Origin of the sequence: Micromonospora parva (assembly GCF_000718515.1) — a bacterium.
GTDB lineage: Bacteria > Actinomycetota > Actinomycetes > Mycobacteriales > Micromonosporaceae > Micromonospora > Micromonospora parva.
In genome coordinates, this window is record NZ_JNZS01000004.1 from 84,174 (window position 1) to 101,998 (window position 17,825).

At 71.2% G+C, this 17,825-nt stretch carries 16 protein-coding genes; 9 read left to right on the forward strand and 7 right to left on the reverse strand.

Translation table 11 applies throughout. The features are described from left to right. Positions 1–66: 66 nt before the first annotated feature. The 3 genes from IF22_RS0105030 to IF22_RS0105040 form a co-directional block, all read right to left on the reverse strand. Positions 67–822 carry an ABC transporter permease gene (locus IF22_RS0105030; RefSeq protein WP_030328917.1) on the reverse strand — a complete coding sequence of 252 codons (756 nt, stop codon included), beginning with the start codon at positions 820–822 and terminating at the stop codon, positions 67–69. A 17-nt stretch (positions 823–839) separates the two neighbouring features. Next, positions 840–1,799, reverse strand: coding sequence for a daunorubicin resistance protein DrrA family ABC transporter ATP-binding protein (locus IF22_RS0105035; protein WP_030328919.1), 960 nt, complete (start codon positions 1,797–1,799; stop codon positions 840–842). Between the two features lie 121 nt (positions 1,800–1,920). Then, entirely contained in the window at positions 1,921–2,532 is a 612-nt protein-coding gene (locus IF22_RS0105040; protein WP_030328921.1) for a PadR family transcriptional regulator, read from the reverse strand. 150 nt (positions 2,533–2,682) lie between these two features. On the opposite strand from IF22_RS0105040, the gene IF22_RS0105045 reads away from it, so the two are divergent. Continuing rightward, positions 2,683–4,434, forward strand: coding sequence for an acetyl/propionyl/methylcrotonyl-CoA carboxylase subunit alpha (locus IF22_RS0105045; RefSeq protein ID WP_030328923.1), 1,752 nt, complete (start codon positions 2,683–2,685; stop codon positions 4,432–4,434). A gap of 18 nt (positions 4,435–4,452) precedes the next feature. Here IF22_RS0105045 and IF22_RS0105050 read toward each other — a convergent pair whose 3' ends face one another. Continuing rightward, positions 4,453–5,346: a LysR family transcriptional regulator ArgP gene (locus tag IF22_RS0105050; protein ID WP_030328926.1), complete on the reverse strand. Its 894-nt coding sequence runs from the start codon at positions 5,344–5,346 to the stop codon at positions 4,453–4,455. A gap of 70 nt (positions 5,347–5,416) precedes the next feature. Between IF22_RS0105050 and IF22_RS0105055 the strand changes: the two genes are divergently transcribed. Further along, positions 5,417–6,013, forward strand: coding sequence for a LysE/ArgO family amino acid transporter (locus IF22_RS0105055; protein ID WP_030328928.1), 597 nt, complete (start codon positions 5,417–5,419; stop codon positions 6,011–6,013). Positions 6,014–6,170: 157 nt separating this feature from the next. Further along, on the forward strand, positions 6,171–7,610 hold the full coding sequence (locus IF22_RS0105060; protein WP_030328931.1) for a GuaB1 family IMP dehydrogenase-related protein: 1,440 nt from the start codon (positions 6,171–6,173) through the stop codon (positions 7,608–7,610). 94 nt (positions 7,611–7,704) lie between these two features. On the opposite strand, the gene IF22_RS0105065 is transcribed toward IF22_RS0105060, so the two are convergent. After that, complete coding sequence (locus IF22_RS0105065) at positions 7,705–8,265, reverse strand: TetR/AcrR family transcriptional regulator (protein WP_030328933.1); 561 nt, start codon at positions 8,263–8,265, stop codon at positions 7,705–7,707. 83 nt (positions 8,266–8,348) lie between these two features. Here IF22_RS0105065 and IF22_RS0105070 point away from each other — a divergent pair, with 83 nt between their 5' ends. The 4 genes from IF22_RS0105070 to IF22_RS0105085 all read left to right on the forward strand — a co-directional run bounded on the left by IF22_RS0105070 (position 8,349) and on the right by IF22_RS0105085 (position 13,135). Further along, on the forward strand, positions 8,349–8,795 hold the full coding sequence (locus IF22_RS0105070; protein ID WP_030328935.1) for a DoxX family protein: 447 nt from the start codon (positions 8,349–8,351) through the stop codon (positions 8,793–8,795). A gap of 25 nt (positions 8,796–8,820) precedes the next feature. After that, complete coding sequence (locus IF22_RS0105075; RefSeq protein WP_030328938.1) at positions 8,821–9,303, forward strand: MarR family transcriptional regulator; 483 nt, start codon at positions 8,821–8,823, stop codon at positions 9,301–9,303. Continuing rightward, positions 9,297–11,030, forward strand: coding sequence for an ABC transporter ATP-binding protein (locus IF22_RS0105080; RefSeq protein ID WP_030328940.1), 1,734 nt, complete (start codon positions 9,297–9,299; stop codon positions 11,028–11,030). Before IF22_RS0105075 ends, IF22_RS0105080 begins: the two co-directional genes overlap by 7 nt. 179 nt (positions 11,031–11,209) lie before the next feature. Further along, complete coding sequence (locus IF22_RS0105085; protein WP_425339840.1) at positions 11,210–13,135, forward strand: ABC transporter ATP-binding protein; 1,926 nt, start codon at positions 11,210–11,212, stop codon at positions 13,133–13,135. 47 nt (positions 13,136–13,182) lie between these two features. Here the strand turns inward: IF22_RS0105085 and thrS are convergent, their stop codons facing one another. Continuing rightward, positions 13,183–14,400: a threonine--tRNA ligase gene (thrS, locus tag IF22_RS0105090; RefSeq protein ID WP_030328944.1), complete on the reverse strand. Its 1,218-nt coding sequence runs from the start codon at positions 14,398–14,400 to the stop codon at positions 13,183–13,185. Between the two features lie 502 nt (positions 14,401–14,902). Here thrS and IF22_RS0105095 point away from each other — a divergent pair. Together IF22_RS0105095 and IF22_RS0105100 are read left to right on the forward strand one after the other, a co-directional pair. Further along, positions 14,903–15,523 (forward strand): DedA family protein, encoded by a 621-nt coding sequence (locus IF22_RS0105095; RefSeq protein ID WP_036410846.1) that lies wholly within the window; start codon positions 14,903–14,905, stop codon positions 15,521–15,523. Between the two features lie 182 nt (positions 15,524–15,705). Next, complete coding sequence (locus IF22_RS0105100; RefSeq protein ID WP_030328949.1) at positions 15,706–16,347, forward strand: DUF998 domain-containing protein; 642 nt, start codon at positions 15,706–15,708, stop codon at positions 16,345–16,347. A gap of 39 nt (positions 16,348–16,386) precedes the next feature. Here IF22_RS0105100 and IF22_RS0105105 read toward each other — a convergent pair whose 3' ends face one another. Further along, positions 16,387–17,790, reverse strand: coding sequence for an NAD(P)H-quinone dehydrogenase (locus IF22_RS0105105; RefSeq protein WP_030328951.1), 1,404 nt, complete (start codon positions 17,788–17,790; stop codon positions 16,387–16,389). Positions 17,791–17,825 lie beyond the last annotated feature (35 nt).

Below are 17,825 nucleotides of genomic sequence, written 5' to 3' on the forward strand. Positions count from 1 at the left end.
ACGGAAAACGGGGTGTCCCCCAGCAGGGGACACCCCGTTTTTCAGGAACTCGCGCGCAGGGGACGGTCAGCGGACGCTGCGGGCGAACTGGCGGGCGGCCCAGTAGACGCCCAGTGCGGCGAGCACCGCGGTGATGCTGAGGCCCTGCCAGACCTTGTCGCTGCCCAGGTCACCGGCGAACAGCGAACGGGTGCCGTCGACCGCCCAGGAGAACGGGTTCCAGTTGGCGATGCCCTGCAACCAGCCGGGTGCGAAGGTCAGCGGCAGCAGGATGCCGGAGAGCAGGAGCACCGGCTGCGCCACGGTGTTCATCAGTGGGGCCAGCGCGTCCTCGCTCTTGACCTTGAGGGCGACACCGTAGGAGACGGCCGAGGTCATGAGGGCGATCAGAGCGAGCATCAGGTACGCCAGCAGCAGGTCACCAATGAACACCCGCAGGTCGAACAGGAGCGCCAGCAGGGTGATGATGACCGCCTGCACGATGAGCGAGACGACGTCGCGCAGCGAGCGGCCGAGCAGCAGGGCGAGCCGGCTGATCGGGGTGACCCGGGAGCGTTCGATGACGCCGGCTCGCAGCTCGGCAATCAGGCCGAAGCCCTGGAACAGGCCACCGAAGATGGCCAGCAGCACCAGCAGGCCCGGTACGAAGATCTTGTAGGCCTCGGCCTGGGTGGGGGCGTTCAGTGCGGGTTTGAGCAGCGGGGCGAAGAGCAGCAGGTACATGACCGGCTGGAAGACGCCGACGAAGACCCAGACCGGGTTGCGCAGCAGGAGTTGGGTCTGGCGCTGGAAGATCAGCCAGGTGTCACGGGCGAATTTCATGAGAGTCGTCTCCGGGGTCAGGACTCGCGCAGCGAGCGGCCGGTCTTGGTGAGGAAGACGTCGTCCAGGCTGGGTCGGTGCAGCTCGATCGAGCGCAGCTCCAGCCCGGCGTGGTCGAGTCGGCGCAGCACCTGCGGAATGGCGGTGGCGCCCTCGTCGACATAGAGGCGCAGGCCGCCCTCGTCGGCGGTTTCCAGCTTGTTGACGTACGGTTCGCCGTCGAGTGCCTGGGCGGCCTGCGGGGTGGCGGCCAGGTCGAGACCGACCAGCACCACGTCTCCGGAGATCTCCCGCTTGAGCTCGGCCGGGGTGCCCTCGGCCACCACCTCGCCGTTGTCCATGATCGCGATCCGGTCGCAGAGCGCGTCGGCCTCGTCCAGGTAGTGCGTGGTGATGAAGACGGTCATGCCGTCGCTGCGGAGCCGCCGGATCTCGTCCCACATGTGGGCGCGGCTCTGCGGGTCGAGGCCGGTGGTCGGCTCGTCCAGGAAGACGATCTTCGGCTCGTGGATGATGCCGAGGGCGATCTCGACCCGGCGTCGCTGGCCGCCGGAGTAGGTCTTGCACTTGCGGTCGGCGTACTCGGTGAGCTGGAAGGCGTCCAGGGCGCGGGCGGCGCGGCGTTGCGCGTCGGCCTTGCTGATGCCGTACATCCGGGCGTGCAGCACCAGTTCCTCACGGGCGGTGGACTCGTCCCAGGTGCTGCCGCCCTGCGGGACGTACCCGATGCGGCGGCGCACCTCGGCCGGGTCCTTGCGCAGGTCGGCGCCCGCGATGGTGGCCTCGCCGCCATCCGGCTCGATCAGCGTGGCGAGCATCCGCAGCGTGGTGGTCTTGCCGGCGCCGTTCGGGCCGAGGAAGCCAAAGATCTCGCCCTTGGCGACGTCAAGGTCGACGCCCCGCACGGCGTCCACCGTCTTCGTCTCTCGACCCGCGCGGGAGCGGAACGACTTCCGCAGCCCCCTGGTCTCGATCATTTCTGCTCCTGGTCGTTCAGGCCGGTAGCGCCGGCCGTCGAGTGGGACGACGCCGGACGGCGCACTCCCCCGCTGTGCCGCCAGCAGGCTAACGCGATATAACTTTTCTAGTCAACGTTGATTATTCCGTGTCGGTGCCGGACGGCACCTCGCCGTCCTTCCACCCCGACCAACCCTGCGCTTCATCCAGCTCAGCAGGCAGGTACGACACTCCGGAATCGATCCGCTCCGCGATCCGCTCGCACCAGCTCATCTCCGCCTCGGCCCGCGCCGACCACAGCTCGAACATCCAGCCCACGTGCGCCGGCTTGCGGTTGCGCACCCAGTCCGACTCGAGCGAGGCACGCATCGACTCGATGCCGGCGCGCAGCAGGTTGGCCCGGTTACGCAGGGCCGCGGCCGCCTCGGCGCGCGGCATGGCCGGCAGGAAGGAGAAGGCCGCCACGAACGGGTCGGCGGGCTCGCTGATGTTCCACCACAGATTGCGCAGCAACGTCTCGAACTCGTCCTCCCCCTTGGGGGTCACCTCGTACGTGGTGCGCGCCGGGCGGGCGCCGACCTGCTCGGTCGCGACGGCGCGGAGCAGCCCCTCCTCGGTGAGCTTGCGCAGAGCGTGATAGATCGATCCGGGTTGCACGTTCGCCCACTTGTCGGCGCTCCAGCTCAGCAGCTCGCGGCGCACGTCGTAGCCGTGCACGGGCTGCATCCACCGCACCAGACCGAGAATCATCATCCGAGTCGAAGACACCCGATAAGCGTAATAGCCAAGTTTGACTAAACCGTGGCGGGCGCAGTGCGGCATCCCACACTGAGCGATCGTTAGGGCCACCGTGGGCGGCCGATACACTCCCCGTCAGTAACCTGCCCGGGAGGAGCCACGAAGGTGCGCAAGGTACTCATCGCCAACCGCGGCGAGATCGCCGTCCGGGTGATCCGCGCGTGCCGCGACGCCGGCCTGGGCAGCGTCGCCGTCTACGCGGACTCCGACCGCGACGCCCTGCACGCCACGCTCGCGGACGAGGCGTACGCGCTCGGCGGGGACAGTGCGACCGAGACCTATCTGCGCATCGACAAGCTGCTCGACGTCGCCGCTCGGGCCGGTGCCGACGCCGTACACCCGGGTTATGGCTTCCTCAGTGAGAACGCCGACTTCGCCCAGGCCGTCATCGACGCCGGGCTGACCTGGATCGGCCCCACCCCGCAGGCCATCCGCGACCTCGGTGACAAGGTGACCGCCCGGCACATCGCCCAGCGGGCCGGCGCGCCGCTGGTCCCGGGCACCCCGGACCCGGTGGGCAGCCCGGACGAGGTGATGGCGTTCGCCGTCGACCACGGCCTGCCGGTCGCCATCAAGGCCGCCTTCGGTGGCGGTGGGCGCGGCCTCAAGGTGGCCCGCACCATGGAGGAGATCCCGCAGCTCTTCGAGTCGGCCACCCGGGAGGCGGTCGCCGCGTTCGGTCGGGGCGAGTGCTTCGTCGAGCGGTACCTCGACCAGCCCCGGCACGTCGAGGCGCAGGTCCTCGCCGACCAGCACGGCAACGTGATCGTGGTGGGCACCCGGGACTGCTCGTTGCAACGACGCCACCAGAAGCTCGTGGAGGAGGCGCCCGCGCCGTTCCTCACCGACGCCCAGCGGGCCCAGATCCACGACAGCGCCAAGGCGATCTGCCGCGAAGCCGGCTACCACGGCGCCGGCACCGTGGAATACCTGGTCGGCGTCGACGGCACCATCTCCTTCCTGGAGGTCAACACCCGCCTTCAGGTCGAGCACCCGGTCACCGAGGAGACCGCCGGCATCGACCTGGTCCGGGAGCAGTTCCGGATCGCCGACGGCGAGAAGCTGCGTATCACCGAGGACCCGACCCCGCGCGGGCACGCGATCGAGTTCCGGATCAACGGCGAGGACCCGGGCCGCAACTTCCTGCCCGCCCCGGGCACTGTCACCGCGCTGCGCCTGCCCAGCGGGCCGGGGGTTCGGGTCGACACCGGCATCTCGGCCGGCGACGTGATCGGCGGCAACTTCGACTCACTGCTCGCCAAGGTGATCATCACGGGTGAGACGCGGACCGAGGCGTTGGAGCGCGCCCGCCGCGCGCTGGACGAGATGGTCCTCGACGGCATGGCCACCGCGCTGCCGTTCCACCGGCTCGTGGTGCGGGACGAGGCGTTCACCGCCGAGCCGTTCACAGTGCACACCCGGTGGATCGAGACGGAGTTCCACAACACCGTGCCGCCGTTCACCGCCGCCGCCGGCACCGCCGACGCGCCGGCCGAACGCGACACCGTCGTGGTCGAGGTGGGCGGCAAGCGCCTCGAGGTCAGCCTCCCCGCCGGCTTCGGCGGGAGTACGACCACAGCGGCACCCGCCTCCCGCAAGCCGACCCGGCGCGGCGGCGGTGCCAAGGCCGGCGCTCCGGTCGGCGGCGACACGCTCACCTCGCCGATGCAGGGCACCATCGTCAAGATCGCGGTGGCGGACGGCGACACCGTGGCCGAGGGTGACCTGGTCGTGGTGTTGGAGGCGATGAAGATGGAGCAGCCGCTGCACGCGCACAAGGCGGGCACGGTCAGCGGCCTCAGCGCCGAGGTCGGTGCCGTGATCACCGCTGGCGCCCCCATCTGCACCATCGCCTGAGCCGCCGCTCGGCGCCAGTCAGCGCAGGGTTTCGGTGGCGACCGCGCGGACGGCGGCGGTCAGCGCGGTCAGCACGTCCGACTCCAGCCGCCAGTGCTGCCAGTACAGCGGGACGTCGAGGTGTCGGCCCGGCGCGAGGTCGACCCAGCGGCCGGCGTCCAGGTCGGCCTGGGCGATCTGTTCGGGCACCAGGCTCCAGCCCAACCCGAGCCGGATCGTCTCGCTGAACGCCGGCACCGACGGCACGTAGTGCACCGGCGGGTCGAGCGGCCGACCGGCCACCGCCCGGATGAAGCGGTGCTGCACCCGGTCCTTCCGATCGAAGACGACAAGTGGCGCGCTCGCCAGCGTGACGGCGGTGAATCCGCCGGCGAAGTGGGACGCCGCGAACTCCGGGGTGGCCAGCGCGCGGTAGCGCATGGCGCCGAGTCGCAGCACCCGGCAGCCCTGCACGGCATCCCGCTGGGCGGTGACCGCCGCCGTCACCGAGCCGTCGCGGAGCAGTTCGGCGGTGTGGTCCTGGTCGTCCTGCCGCAGGTCGAACGAGAGCCCGGCCCGCTGCGGCAACCGGGCCAGCGCGGCGGGGAACCAGGTGGCCAGGGAGTCCGCGTTGACCACCACGGCGACCCGGATCCGGCCACCGCCGGCCAGCGGGCCGCGGGCGTCGGCCAGCGCCTCCCGTTCGAGCAGCAGCAGCTGGCCGGCGAGGCGCAGCAGCGGGCGGCCGGCGTCGGTCGCCACGCACGGTCGGGCGCGGCGGACCAGCACCTGGCCGACGGTCTCCTCCAACGCCTTGATCCGTTGACTCACCGCCGACGGCGTGACGTGCAGCAGCCGGGCCGCCGCGTCGAAGCTGCCCTCCGCCACCACCGCCGCGAGCGTCCGCAGCTGCGCCGAGTCGAGACCATCCATCAGCTCAGCTTAAGTTGCGTCAGAATCTTTAGTTGGACTGGTGATCGTCGGCAGCCCTAGCGTCGAGTCCGTGCTCACCTCCGCCGTCGCCGGCTTCTCGATCTCCATCGCGCTCATCGTCGCCATCGGCGCCCAGAACGCCTTCGTCCTGCGCCAGGGTCTGCGCCGCGAGCACGTGGTACCCGTGGTGCTGACCTGCGCCGTGTCGGACGCGCTGCTGATCACCGCGGGCGTCGCCGGGGTCGGCACGCTGGTGGCCGACCGACCGGGCCTGCTGGCCGCGATCCGGTGGGGCGGCGCGGCGTTCCTGCTCTGCTACGCGGGGCTCGCCGCCCGCCGTGCCCTGCGTCCGGGCGCCCTGCTGCCCACCGAACGGCCGCCGGCCTCCCTGGGGGCCACCCTGCTCGCGTGCGCCGCCTTCACCTACCTGAACCCCCACGTCTACCTGGACACCGTGCTGCTCCTCGGCGGGGTGGCCCAACAACACCCGCACCGGTGGGTCTTCGGCGCCGGCGCCGCAGTGGCCAGCGGGGTCTGGTTCACCGCGCTCGGCGTCGGCGCACAGCGCCTCGCGCCACTGCTCGCCCGTGCCGCCGCCTGGCGGGTGCTGGACGCGGTCATCGCCGTGGTGATGACCGGCCTGGCCGTGGCACTCCTGCTGGGCTGACCGGCCCCGCCGGCGGAGAACGACCAGGCCACCCGGGCCAGGCGGGCCCCCGGCCGGACCGTGCGGGCGGGCGCCAACCGGGCCAGGCCAGCAACGACGCGAGTGTTTTCCACGACCACCGGCGGTGGAACCGACCGCGAGCGGGAATGATTGCCGGGTGCGGTTCCTTCACGGCGCGGTCCCCGCGCACGACCTGACCTATACCGACGTCTTCATGGCGCCGGCCCGCTCCGACCTGGGTTCCCGGCTCGACGTCGACCTGTCCACCGGCGACGGCACCGGCACCACCATCCCGTTGGTGGTGTCGAACATGACGGCGGTCGCCGGACGGCGGATGGCGGAGACGGTCGCCCGCCGGGGTGCCATCACGGTGATCCCGCAGGACATTCCGATCGAGGTGGTGGCGAATGTCGTCGCCTGGGTGAAACAGCGCCACCTCGTCTACGACACGCCGATCACGCTCGGCCCGACCGACACCGTGGGCGACGCCATCCACCTGCTGCCCAAGCGCTCGCACGGTGCGGTCATCGTGGTCGACGACGCCGGCCGGCCGATGGGTGTGGTCACCGAGGCGGACACCACGGGCGTGGACCGGTTCGCCCAGCTGCGGCACGTGATGTCCACCGAGCTGCACACCGTCCCGGCGGACTCGGATCCGCGTACCGGCTTCGATCTGCTCTCGGCGGGCCGTCGCCGACTCGCCCCGGTGGTGGACACCGAGGGCCGGCTGGTCGGGGTGCTGACCCGACAGGGCGCGTTGCGGGCCACCCTCTACACGCCGGCCGTGGACGACCGGGGTCGGCTGCGGATCGCCGCCGCCGTCGGAATCAACGGTGACGTGACCGGCAAGGCCTCGGCGCTGCTGGAGGCGGGGGTGGACACGTTGGTGGTGGACACCGCGCACGGCCACCAGGCACGGATGATCTCCGCACTCCAGGCGGTCCGCAAGCTGGACCCGGGGGTGCCGGTGGCGGCCGGCAACGTGGTCACCGCCGAGGGCGTACGCGACCTGGTGGAGGCGGGTGCGGACATCATCAAGGTCGGCGTCGGCCCCGGTGCGATGTGCACCACCCGGATGATGACCGGCGTGGGTCGGCCGCAGTTCTCGGCCGTCCTCGACTGCGCGGCGGCCGCCCGCCAACTGGGCCGGCACGTGTGGGCCGACGGTGGGGTGCGGCACCCCCGGGACGTGGCGCTCGCGCTCGCCGCCGGGGCGTCGAACGTGATGATCGGTTCCTGGTTCGCCGGCACCTACGAGTCCCCCGGTGACCTGTACACCGACGTGGACGGCCGGCGGTACAAGGAGAGCTTCGGGATGGCCTCGGCCCGGGCGGTCAGCGCCCGAACCGCCGACGACAGCCCGTACGACCGGGCCCGCAAGGCGGTGTTCGAGGAGGGCATCTCCTCGGCCCGGATGCACCTGGACCCGGCCCGTCCCGGCGTCGAGGACCTGATCGACGAGATCATCGCGGGGGTACGCAGCGCCTTCACCTACGCCGGCGCCCGGAACCTCACCCAGTTCCACGAGCGGGCGATCGTCGGCGTCCAGAGCGCCGCCGGCTTCACCGAAGGAATGCCCCTCCCCACCAGCTGGTAACCCCCACCCCACTCCGGTTGACCATGAAGTTGTTGCCTCCCGCGTCGGCGTGTCATGGCAACAACTTCATGATCAACAGAGGAGAGGGCGGGGGTTAGGTTGTCAGTCGGCGCAGGACTGTGCGGGCTGCCTCGCGGGGGTTGTCGCCCACTCGGTCGGGTAGCGCGCCGGCCAGCCAGAGGGTGGCGAAGCCGTGGGCGATCGACCAGGCGGCGAGCGCGTCCCGCCCGGGGTCGGCGGGCGCGTCGCCGGTGGGTAGTGTCGCCACCCCGGCGCGGAGCGCGGCGCCGGCCCGGCCCTGGGCGGCGATCAGCTCGGCGTCGTCGGAACGGTGCAGCTCCGGCCGGAACATCACCTCGAAGTACGCGCGGCGCGTGACGGCGAAGTCGACGTAGGCGACGCCGGCCTCCAGCAGGTCGCCATCCGCCTCGGTCAACGTCTGGGTCAGCAGGTCGAAGCCCTGCGTGGCGAGCGCGGTGAGCAGGCCCGCCTTGTCGCCGAAGTGGTGGGCGGGCGCGGCGTGCGAGACGCCGGCCCGTCGGGCCAGGTCGCGCAGGCTCAGCGCGACGGGCCCGACCTCCTCGATGGCCTCCAGCGCCGCGGCGAGCAGCGCGCGGCGCAGGTCGCCGTGATGGTACGAGCGGCTGTCGGTCACCAGCGAATCCTAATCTTGTCATTGACAAGATGTCACGCGTCGGCGAATCTTGTCACTGACAAGTTTCGTTGAGGAGGATTCCGATGGCACCCCTGATCGCCCTGATCGCCGGCACCGCTCTGGCCCGACTCGCCGGCCTGGCCGGCATCGCCGCACTGGACGGCTGGATCCCCGCGCTGCGCGTCGGACTGGCCGTGATGTTCACGCTGACCGCCGTCGCGCACTTCGCCGGCCCCCGCCGGGCCGGACTGATCGCCATGGTCCCGCCCCGCCTGCCCCGGCCGGACCTGCTGGTCACCGTCACCGGCGTACTGGAGCTGGTCGGCGCGATCGGCCTGCTGCTGCCGGCGACCGCCCGGGTGGCGGCGGCCGGACTCGGCCTGCTCATGCTGGCCATGTTTCCGGCGAACGTCTCGGCCGCCCGTCGCCAGCTGACCCTCGCCGGCCGCCCGGTCACCCCGCTGGCCCAGCGCACCGCCCTGCAGATCCTGTTCGTGGCCGCCGCCACGGTAATTTCGTTTGGTGCCTGACTATCAGGGGGCTAATCTACCTCTCGTGGAACTCATCACCCTCCAGGACGTGCCGCTCGGCCGTCTCCTGGTGGTGGCCGGGCACCTCGTCGGGCAGCGGTGGAACCGCTACCTCGCCGAGGAGCACGGCCTCACCCAGGCCGGCATGATCACCCTGATGACGCTCGCCCGACACGGTGAGCTACCCCACCGCAAGGTTGCCGAGAAGGGGTTCGTCCGCCCGGCGACCCTGACCGGCATCGTGGACACGCTGGAGCGTGACGGCCTGGTCGAGCGGCAGCGCGACGACAGCGACCGACGCAGCATCCGACTCGCCATCACTCCCGCCGGCCGGGAACGAGTGGCTGCGCTCGGCGCACTCATGCACTCCGGACGGCCACTCACCTCGGTCGACGCCGACCCGGCGAAAGCCCAGGTGATCCGGGAGTTTCTGCTTGAGGTCATCGGCAGCGGAGACGACCCGCGGATGACCGGACGCCCCACCGAAGCGGAGGACCCGGCGTGCTGATCCGACTCCTGCGCGGCCAACTGCGCACCTATCAGAAACCGTTGCTGGCGGTGGTGCTGCTCCAGTTCGTGGGCACCATGGCCTCGCTCTACCTGCCCAGCCTCAACGCGGACATCATCGACCAGGGCGTGGCCCGGGGCGACACCGACTACATCGTGCGCACCGGCGGCTGGATGCTGCTGGTCAGCCTGATCCAGATCATCTGTTCGATCGCCGCCGTCTACCTGGGCGCCCGGGTCGCGATGGGCTTCGGCCGGGACGTACGCGCCGAACTGTTCGGGCACGTCAACCGCTTCTCCGCCCGCGAGGTGGCCCGGTTCGGGGCGCCGTCGCTGATCACCCGCAACACCAACGACGTGCAGCAGGTGCAGATGCTCGTGCTGATGAGCTGCACGATGCTGGTCGCCGCACCGATCATGAGCGTCGGTGGGGTGTTCATGGCGCTGCGTGAGGACGTCGGGCTCTCCTGGCTGATGCTGGTCAGCGTGCCGGTGCTGGCCATCGCCCTCGGCGCGATCATCCGCCGGATGGTGCCGGGCTTCCGGCTGATGCAGACCCGCATCGACACTGTCAACCGCGTGCTGCGGGAGCAGATCACCGGCATCCGGGTGGTCCGCGCGTTCGTCCGCGAGCCGTACGAAACGGACCGTTTCGCCGTCGCCAACGCCGACCTGACCGCCACCGCGCTGCGTACCGGTCGACTGTTGGCGTTGATCTTCCCGGTGGTCATGCTGGTGCTGAACGTCTCCAGCGTGGCGGTGCTCTGGTTCGGCGCGCAGCGGGTGGACGCCGGCGCGATCCAGGTCGGCGCGCTCACCGCGTTCCTGCAGTACCTGATGCAGATCCTGATGGCGGTCATGATGGCCACCTTCATGCTGATGATGGTGCCGCGCGCGGCGGTGTGCGCCGAGCGGATCGTCGAGGTGCTGGACACCGACTCCTCGGTGGTTCCGGCCACCGCGCCGGTCACCGAGTTGCCCACCCGGGCCGAGCTGGAGCTGCGCGGGGTGCGCTTCCAGTACCCGGGAGCGGTGGAGCCGGTGCTGCGCGACATCTCCTTCCGGGCGACCCCGGGCACCACCACGGCCATCATCGGCAGCACCGGAGCGGGCAAGACGACACTGCTGTCGCTGATCCCCCGCCTGGTCGACGTGACCGCCGGCGCGGTGCTGGTCGACGGGGTGGACGTGCGGGAGTTGTCACCGGACGAGCTGTGGCGACGCATCGGCCTGGTGCCGCAGCGGCCGTACCTGTTCACCGGGACGGTCGCCAGCAACCTGCGCTACGGCAACCCGGACGCCACCGACGAGGAGCTGTGGACGGCGCTGGAGATCGCCCAGGCCCGGGACTTCGTGGCCCAGATGCCCGGCGGGCTGGACGCCCCGATCGCGCAGGGCGGCACCACCGTCTCCGGTGGGCAGCGGCAGCGTCTCGCCATCGCCCGAGCGCTGGTCCGGCAACCGGAGATCTACCTCTTCGACGACTCGTTCTCCGCGCTCGACCTGGGCACCGACGCACGGCTGCGAGCGGCACTACGGCCGGTCACCGCACAGTCCGCGGTGGTGATCGTGGCCCAGCGGGTCTCCACGATCATCGACGCCGACCAGATCATCGTTCTCGAGAACGGAGGGGTCGTCGGAGTGGGACGACATGCCGAGCTGTTGGAGACCTGCCCGACGTACGCCGAGATCGTGGCCTCGCAGCAGACGACGGAGGTGGCGGCATGAGCGAGCGTGAGGAGCCCCGCACCGCGGCCGTACCCAGTCAGAAGCCGGCCGGCGAGCCGCGGACGCCGGGAGGCGACGCGCCACAACAGCCCGGCGGCGACGCCGCGCAGCAGCCCGGCGGGGACGCGCGGACGCCGAAGCGGCTGCCGCCCGGCCGTCAGGGCGGCGGCCCGGGGTGGATGGGCGCCGGGATGCCCGCCGAGAAGTCGATGAACTTCGGCCCGTCGGCCCGACGATTGCTCGGCCGGCTGCGCTCACACCGGTTGCACCTGGCCGCGATCATCACGTTGGCAGTGGTGAGCGTCGGGTTCAGCGTGGCCGGGCCGAAGATCCTCGGCCACGCCACCGACCTGATCTTCACTGGGGTGATCGGCCGGCAACTGCCCGCCGGCACCACCGCCGACCAGGCCGTCGCGGCGGCCCGGGCCAGCGGCAACGACAGCTTCGCCGACATGCTGGCCCGGATGGACGTGGTGCCCGGGGTGGGCATCGACTTCAGCGCGCTGAGTCGGGTGCTGCTGCTGGCGCTCGGGCTCTACCTGGCGGCGAGCCTGCTGTCCTGGTGGCAGGGCTGGCTGCTCAACGGCGTGGTCCAGCGCACGGTGCTGCGACTGCGCGCCGAGGTGGAGGAGAAGCTCAACCGGCTGCCGCTGCCCTACTTCGACAGGCAGCCGCGCGGTGAGTTGCTCAGCCGGGTCACCAACGACATCGACAACATCTCCACCAGCCTCCAGCAGACCCTCAGCCAGCTCCTCACCTCGCTGCTGACCGTCATCGGGGTGCTGGCCGTGATGTTCTGGATCTCGCCGGTGCTGGCTCTGGTGGCCCTGGTCGCGGTGCCGTTGTCGGTGCTGGTCACCCAGCGCATCGCCAAGCGCTCGCAGAAGCAGTTCATCGCCCAGTGGGCGCACACCGGCGAGTTGAACGGCCAGATCGAGGAGGCGTACACCGGTCACGAGCTGGTGAAGGTCTTCGGCCGGCAGCGTGAGGTCGAGGCCGCCTTCCACGCGAAGAACGAGGAGCTGTTCCGGGCCAGCTTCGGGGCGCAGTTCATCTCCGGGATCATCATGCCGTCGATGATGTTCATCGGAAACCTGAGCTACGTGGCGATCGCCGTGGTCGGTGGGCTGCGGGTGGCCTCCGGCACGATGAGCCTCGGCGACGTGCAGGCGTTCATCCAGTACTCCCGCCAGTTCACCCAGCCGCTCACCCAGCTCGCCTCGATGGCCAACCTGCTCCAGTCCGGGGTGGCCTCGGCCGAGCGGGTCTTCGCGGTGCTCGACGCGGACGAGCAGACCCCCGACCCGGTCGAACCGGCCCGGGTCACCGACCCGCACGGTCGGGTGGAGTTCGAGCACGTCTCGTTCCGCTACGAGGCGGACAAGCCGCTGATCGACGACCTGTCACTGGTCGCCGAGCCCGGTCACACGGTGGCCATCGTCGGCCCGACCGGTGCCGGCAAGACCACACTGGTCAACCTGGTGATGCGCTTCTACGAGCTGGACGCCGGCCGGATCACACTCGACGGGGTGGACATCACCACGATGCGCCGCGACGACCTGCGCGGCCGGATCGGCATGGTGCTCCAGGACACCTGGCTCTTCGGCGGAACCATCCGGGACAACATCGCCTACGGGCGGCCGGACGCCACCGAGGAGGAGATCCTCGCCGCGGCCCGGGCCACCTTCGTGGACCGGTTCGTGCGCAGCCTGCCCGACGGCTACGACACGGTCATCGACGAGGAGGGCAGCAACGTCAGCGCCGGCGAGAAGCAGCTCATCACCATCGCGCGGGCGTTCCTCGCCGAGCCGTCCCTGCTGATCCTGGACGAGGCCACCAGCTCGGTGGACACCCGCACCGAGGTGCTGCTGCAACGGGCGATGGCCGCGCTGCGCTCGGACAGGACCAGCTTCGTCATCGCGCACCGGCTCTCCACCATCCGCGACGCCGACCTGATCCTGATGATGGAGGACGGTCGGATCGTCGAGCAGGGCACCCACGAACAGTTGCTCGCCGCCCAGGGGGCGTACGACCGGCTCTACCGCTCGCAGTTCACCGGTGCGGTGGTCGACGAGGAACCCGCCGCGCAACCGGCGTCGGTGTAGGGCGGACCGCCATGCGTACAGCGGTCCGCCCCGGATCCGGCAGTCGGTCAGCCCTGCGGCAGCAGGTCGGTGGCGCGGGCCGCGACCTGCCCACCGATCAGGGCGAGCGCGGCGTCGGCGGGCATCGGAGCCAGGGCGTGGCCGCCGCGCAGCCGCAGCGCGAGGTGGCCGTCGGCAACCTCCCGGGCACCCAACACCCCGAGGTACGGGACGCGGCGGCGGGCCGCGTCCCGTACCCGGGCGCCCAGCGAGCCGGCGACGTCGACAGCGACCCGCAGCCCGACCTCGGTCGCCCGGCGGGCCAGGTCGGCCGCCGCGTCGGCCTGGCCGTCGTCGACCGGCAGAAGCACCAGTTGCACCGGCGCGTACCAGGCCGGGAACGCCCCCTCGTGCACCTCGATGAGGTACGCGAACAGCCGCTCCATGCTGCCGACCAGACTGCGGTGCAGCATCACCGGTCGACGCCGGCCGCCATCCGAATCGGTGTACGACAGGTCGAACCGTTCCGGTTTGTCGAAGTCCACCTGGATGGTGGAGATGGTCGACTCCCGGCCGGCCGCGTCGACGATCTGGATGTCGATCTTCGGGCCGTAGAAGGCGGCCTCCCCCGGCGCCTCCACGTACTCCACCCCGGCCAGCGCCTCTCGGAGCAGCGCCTCGGCGCGGGCCCACTGCGCGTCGTCGCCGACGTACTTCTCGCCCGGCCCGCGCAGCGACAACCGGAACCCGGCCGGACGGACGCCGAGCGCGGCGTGCGCGGCGCGGATCAGCCCGAGGATCTCGACGACCTCCGCGCCGACCTGCTCGGGGGCACAGAAGGTGTGCGCGTCGTTGAGCGAGATGGCGCGGACCCGGGACAGCCCGCCGAGCACGCCGGAACGCTCCGAGCGGTACATCCCGCCCAGCTCGGCGATCCGCAACGGCAACTCCCGGTAGGAGCGGCCCCGCGCCCGGAAGACCAGCGCGTGGTGCGGGCAGAGCGCCGGCCGGAGCACGAACTCGTCGTCGGCGCTCAGCCGCATCGGCGGGAACATGTCGTCGGCGAAGTAGCCGAGATGACCGGAGAGTTCGAAGAGTTCCCGCTTACCCAGCGGCGGCGAGTAGACGTGCTGGTGGCCGGAGCGGCGCTCCAACTCCCGGACGTACTCCTCGACGGCATGCCGGGCGGCGGCGCCCGCCGGCAGCCAGATCGGCAGGCCGGCGCCGGCCAGCGGATCGGAGACGAAGAGGTCCAGCTCGCGGCCGAGCCTACGGTGGTCGATCATGTCGGGCTCCTGGATCGGGTACGACCCGGAGGCGACCTGAGCTCCGTTCGGCGCGCTGCCCTCGGGGGCGGATCGCCCCGGGGCCTGGTCGACGGTGGTTACGTCAGAGCGGCGCGCCGGGGATTCCCGGCGTCGTGGTCTGCATTACCGCGCTGCGCATGGGGCGACCGTACCCGCGTGACGATCGGGGACGCACCTGGATTTACGGGGTGGGCCGCCGGCGCGGGACCCGCCGGCGGCCCTGGCGGCCGAATCGTCAGGAACGGGGGACCCGACGGGCGTGGCCGCGCCGACAACGGTACGCCGACGAACGCCGATCCGCCGCCCGCCTCGAACGGGTGGACCGCCCCCCGAACCCGTCACCCGGCAGCGACCAGTCTCGTTGCAGGTGGGTGGCCCAGTGGTGTCGACGGTCACGACGGGCCGGGGCCCTCCACGGTGACGCCGGACACGACGTCAGGCTCAAGACACCCAATCGGCCGCATCCGGCGAGGTGGCAGGCGTGCCCGAACTTCTGACTGACGTCGCGTCGCCGACGTGGGCGTACCTGGTGCTGCTCGCTCTGCTGATCGCGGACGCCTTCGTACCGGTGATACCCACCCAGATCGTCATGATCACCAGTGGTGCGCTCACCGTCTACGGCGGGCTCAGCCTGCCGGTCACCATCGCCGTCGGCGCACTCGGCGTGTTCGCCGGTGACCTGGCCTGCTACCTGCTCGGACGCAGCGCGCCGGACCGGCGCCCGCCCCGGCACGCCGAACTGAGCCGCGCCCGCCGGGTGGCCAGCCGGGTCACCCAGGGGCTGCGACAACCCGGGCCGATGGTCATCCTGCTCTGCCGGTTCGTGCCCGGCGGCCGGATGGCGGCCTGCTTCTCGGCCGGGCGCAGCCGCTACCCCTACCGCCTGTTCGTGCTCTACGAGGCCGTCGCCGCACTGGGTTGGGCCACCTACGGCGCCCTGGTCGGGCACCTCGGAGGCACCGCGCTGACCGAGTCGGCGTGGCGGCTGGCCATCATCGCCACCGCCGCGGCGGCCGGCTTCGCCGCGGCCGGCTGGGCCATGACCCTGGTCAGCGCCCGCCACGCCCGCGCCGCAGCCACAGTCGACGTCCCCATCGACTGAGTGTCGCAACCTTCGCGATCTTGCACTTTCTGTCCCAACAATTGGGGCATGCCCGCAGATAAGAACGACCGAAAGTGCAAGATCGCGGCGGGTTGGCGGCGGGCCTCTAGGGGTGGTCCCGGGGAGAGATTTCGGTGGCTGTCCCGGATCCGGCTGGGGTGCCCACGGCGACAGGCTGAGGCATGCCTGGAACCCGGAGTACCGGTCTGCTGGCCCTGGGCGGGATCGCCCTGGCGGCGCTGCTCACCGTCATCGGTCACCTCGAAGTCAACGACGACCTCAACCCCTGGGCGTTGACCATCAGCGACTTCGCCGTCTCCGACCGCGGCGGCGTGATCGACGTCGCCATGGTGGTGCTGGCGCTCGCCACCGTGGCGCTGCTGTACGGACTGCGTCGCGCCGCGCCGGCACGGCCCGCCCCGGCAACCGACCTGCTGCTCGGCGCGTGGGTGACCGGGCTGCTCCTGGCCGCGGTGGTGCCCACGAACGAGCCAGGCACCGCCATGACCACGGCGGCCTACGTGCACCGGTACGCCTCGGTGGTCGCCTTTCTGGCACTGCCGGCGGCCGGTTGGCTGCTCGCCCGTCGATCCGAGCTGGCGCCGGTCGCCCGAACGCTACGCACCCTCGTCCTGCTGAGCCTGACCCTGGCGGCGGCGATGATCTGGTCCGCCTACCCCGGCGACCGTCTGCTGATCGGCCTGGCCGAGCGACTGCTCATCGTCACCGAGGTGGCAGTGCTGGCGACCATCGCGCTGGCCCAGACCCGCGCGGCCGTCGATCATGGAGTTGTGGCACCTCACCAAGGGGGCATCGCGGCGTGAACCACCCACCACAACTCCACGATCGTCGAGAAGGTGCGGCTACTCCAGCTCGTGCAGCATGAGCTGGCGGGCCGCCTCGGTGATCGAGCCGGACAACGAGGGGTAGATGGTGATGGTCTGGGCCAGCTCGTTGACGGTGAGGTTGTTCTCCACCGCCATGGTGATGGGCAGGATCAGCTCGCTGGCCTTCGGAGCGACCACCACACCACCGATCACCTGACCACTGGCCGGACGGCAGAACAACTTCACGAAGCCGTCGGAGAGGTCGTCCATCTTGGCCCGGGCGTTGCCGGACAACGGCAGCATCACCTGTCGGGCCGGCACCTTGCCCGCGTCCACCTCGTCCTGCGAGACACCCACCGTGGCCAGCTCGGGATCGGTGAAGACGTTCGCCGCGACGGTCCGCAGCCGCAGCGGGCGGACCGCCTCGCCGAGCGCGTGCCACATGGCGATCCGGCCCTGCATGGCGGCGACGCTGGCCAGCAGCAGCACGCCGGTGCAGTCACCGGCGGCGTAGATGCCGGGCACGTTGGTCCGGGAGGCCCTGTCGACTGTCACGTAGCCGCCCCGGCCCAGCTGCACCCCGTACTCGGTCAGGCCCAGGTTGGCGGTGTTCGGGATCGACCCGACGGTGATCAGCGCGTGCGAGCCGGTCACCTTACGGCCGTCGGAGAGTTCCACCTCGACGCCGTCGGCGGTACGCCGGACCGCGTCGGCCCGGGAGTTGTTGAGGATCTCCATGCCCCGGTTGCGGAACACCCGCTCGATCGCGGAGGCGGCGTCGGCGTCCTCGTGGGGCATCACCCGGTCGCGGCTGGAGACCAGGGTCACCTCGACCCCCATGGCCAGGTACGCGCTGGCGAACTCCGCACCGGTCACGCCGGACCCGACGACGATCAGGTGCTCGGGCAGCTCCGGCAGGTCGTACACCTGTCGCCAGGTCAGGATGCGCTCACCGTCCGGTACGGCGGTGGGCAGCTGACGGGGGGTCGAACCGGTGGCCACCAGCACGGTGGACGCGTCGATCGAGTACTCCTCGCCGCCGTCGGCGGGGCTGACGACGACCCGGTGGGTGTGCCCGAGGGAGTCCTCGCCGAGCCGGGCGGTGCCGGCGACGAAGGTGACGCCCGCCTTCAGCAGCTTGGCGTGAATGTCAGCGGACTGCGCCAGGGCCAGCCGCTTGACCCGCTCGTGCACCGCCCGCGCGTCAACGGTGACCGCCTCCAGGCCGTCCGAGTGCACCCCGAACTCCTCGGTGTCCCGGTATCCGGTGACCACCCCCGAGCTGGCGATGAAGGTCTTCGACGGTACGCAGTCGGAGAGCACGCAGGCGCCGCCGGCCCCGTCGGCCTCCACCACGGTGACATCGGCATCCAGCTGGGCGGCGACCAGTGCCGCCTCGTACCCGGCCGGCCCCCCACCGATGATCACGATCTGGCTCACAGCGTTCGCCCTTCGTCCATGCTCACAGTGACTTT

Bases quoted from the DNA above. Each gene is read 5' to 3' on its own strand.
- IF22_RS0105085 (WP_425339840.1), top strand. From the start codon at position 11,210: ATGGGCGCCGGGATGCCCGCCGAGAAGTCGATGAACTTCGGCCCGTCG.
- thrS (WP_030328944.1), bottom strand. From the start codon at position 14,400: ATGATCGACCACCGTAGGCTCGGCCGCGAGCTGGACCTCTTCGTCTCC.
- IF22_RS0105050 (WP_030328926.1), bottom strand. From the start codon at position 5,346: ATGGATGGTCTCGACTCGGCGCAGCTGCGGACGCTCGCGGCGGTGGTG.
- IF22_RS0105070 (WP_030328935.1), top strand. From the start codon at position 8,349: ATGGCACCCCTGATCGCCCTGATCGCCGGCACCGCTCTGGCCCGACTC.
- IF22_RS0105040 (WP_030328921.1), bottom strand. From the start codon at position 2,532: ATGATGATTCTCGGTCTGGTGCGGTGGATGCAGCCCGTGCACGGCTAC.
- IF22_RS0105100 (WP_030328949.1), top strand. From the start codon at position 15,706: ATGCCTGGAACCCGGAGTACCGGTCTGCTGGCCCTGGGCGGGATCGCC.
- IF22_RS0105030 (WP_030328917.1), bottom strand. From the start codon at position 822: ATGAAATTCGCCCGTGACACCTGGCTGATCTTCCAGCGCCAGACCCAA.
- IF22_RS0105035 (WP_030328919.1), bottom strand. From the start codon at position 1,799: ATGATCGAGACCAGGGGGCTGCGGAAGTCGTTCCGCTCCCGCGCGGGT.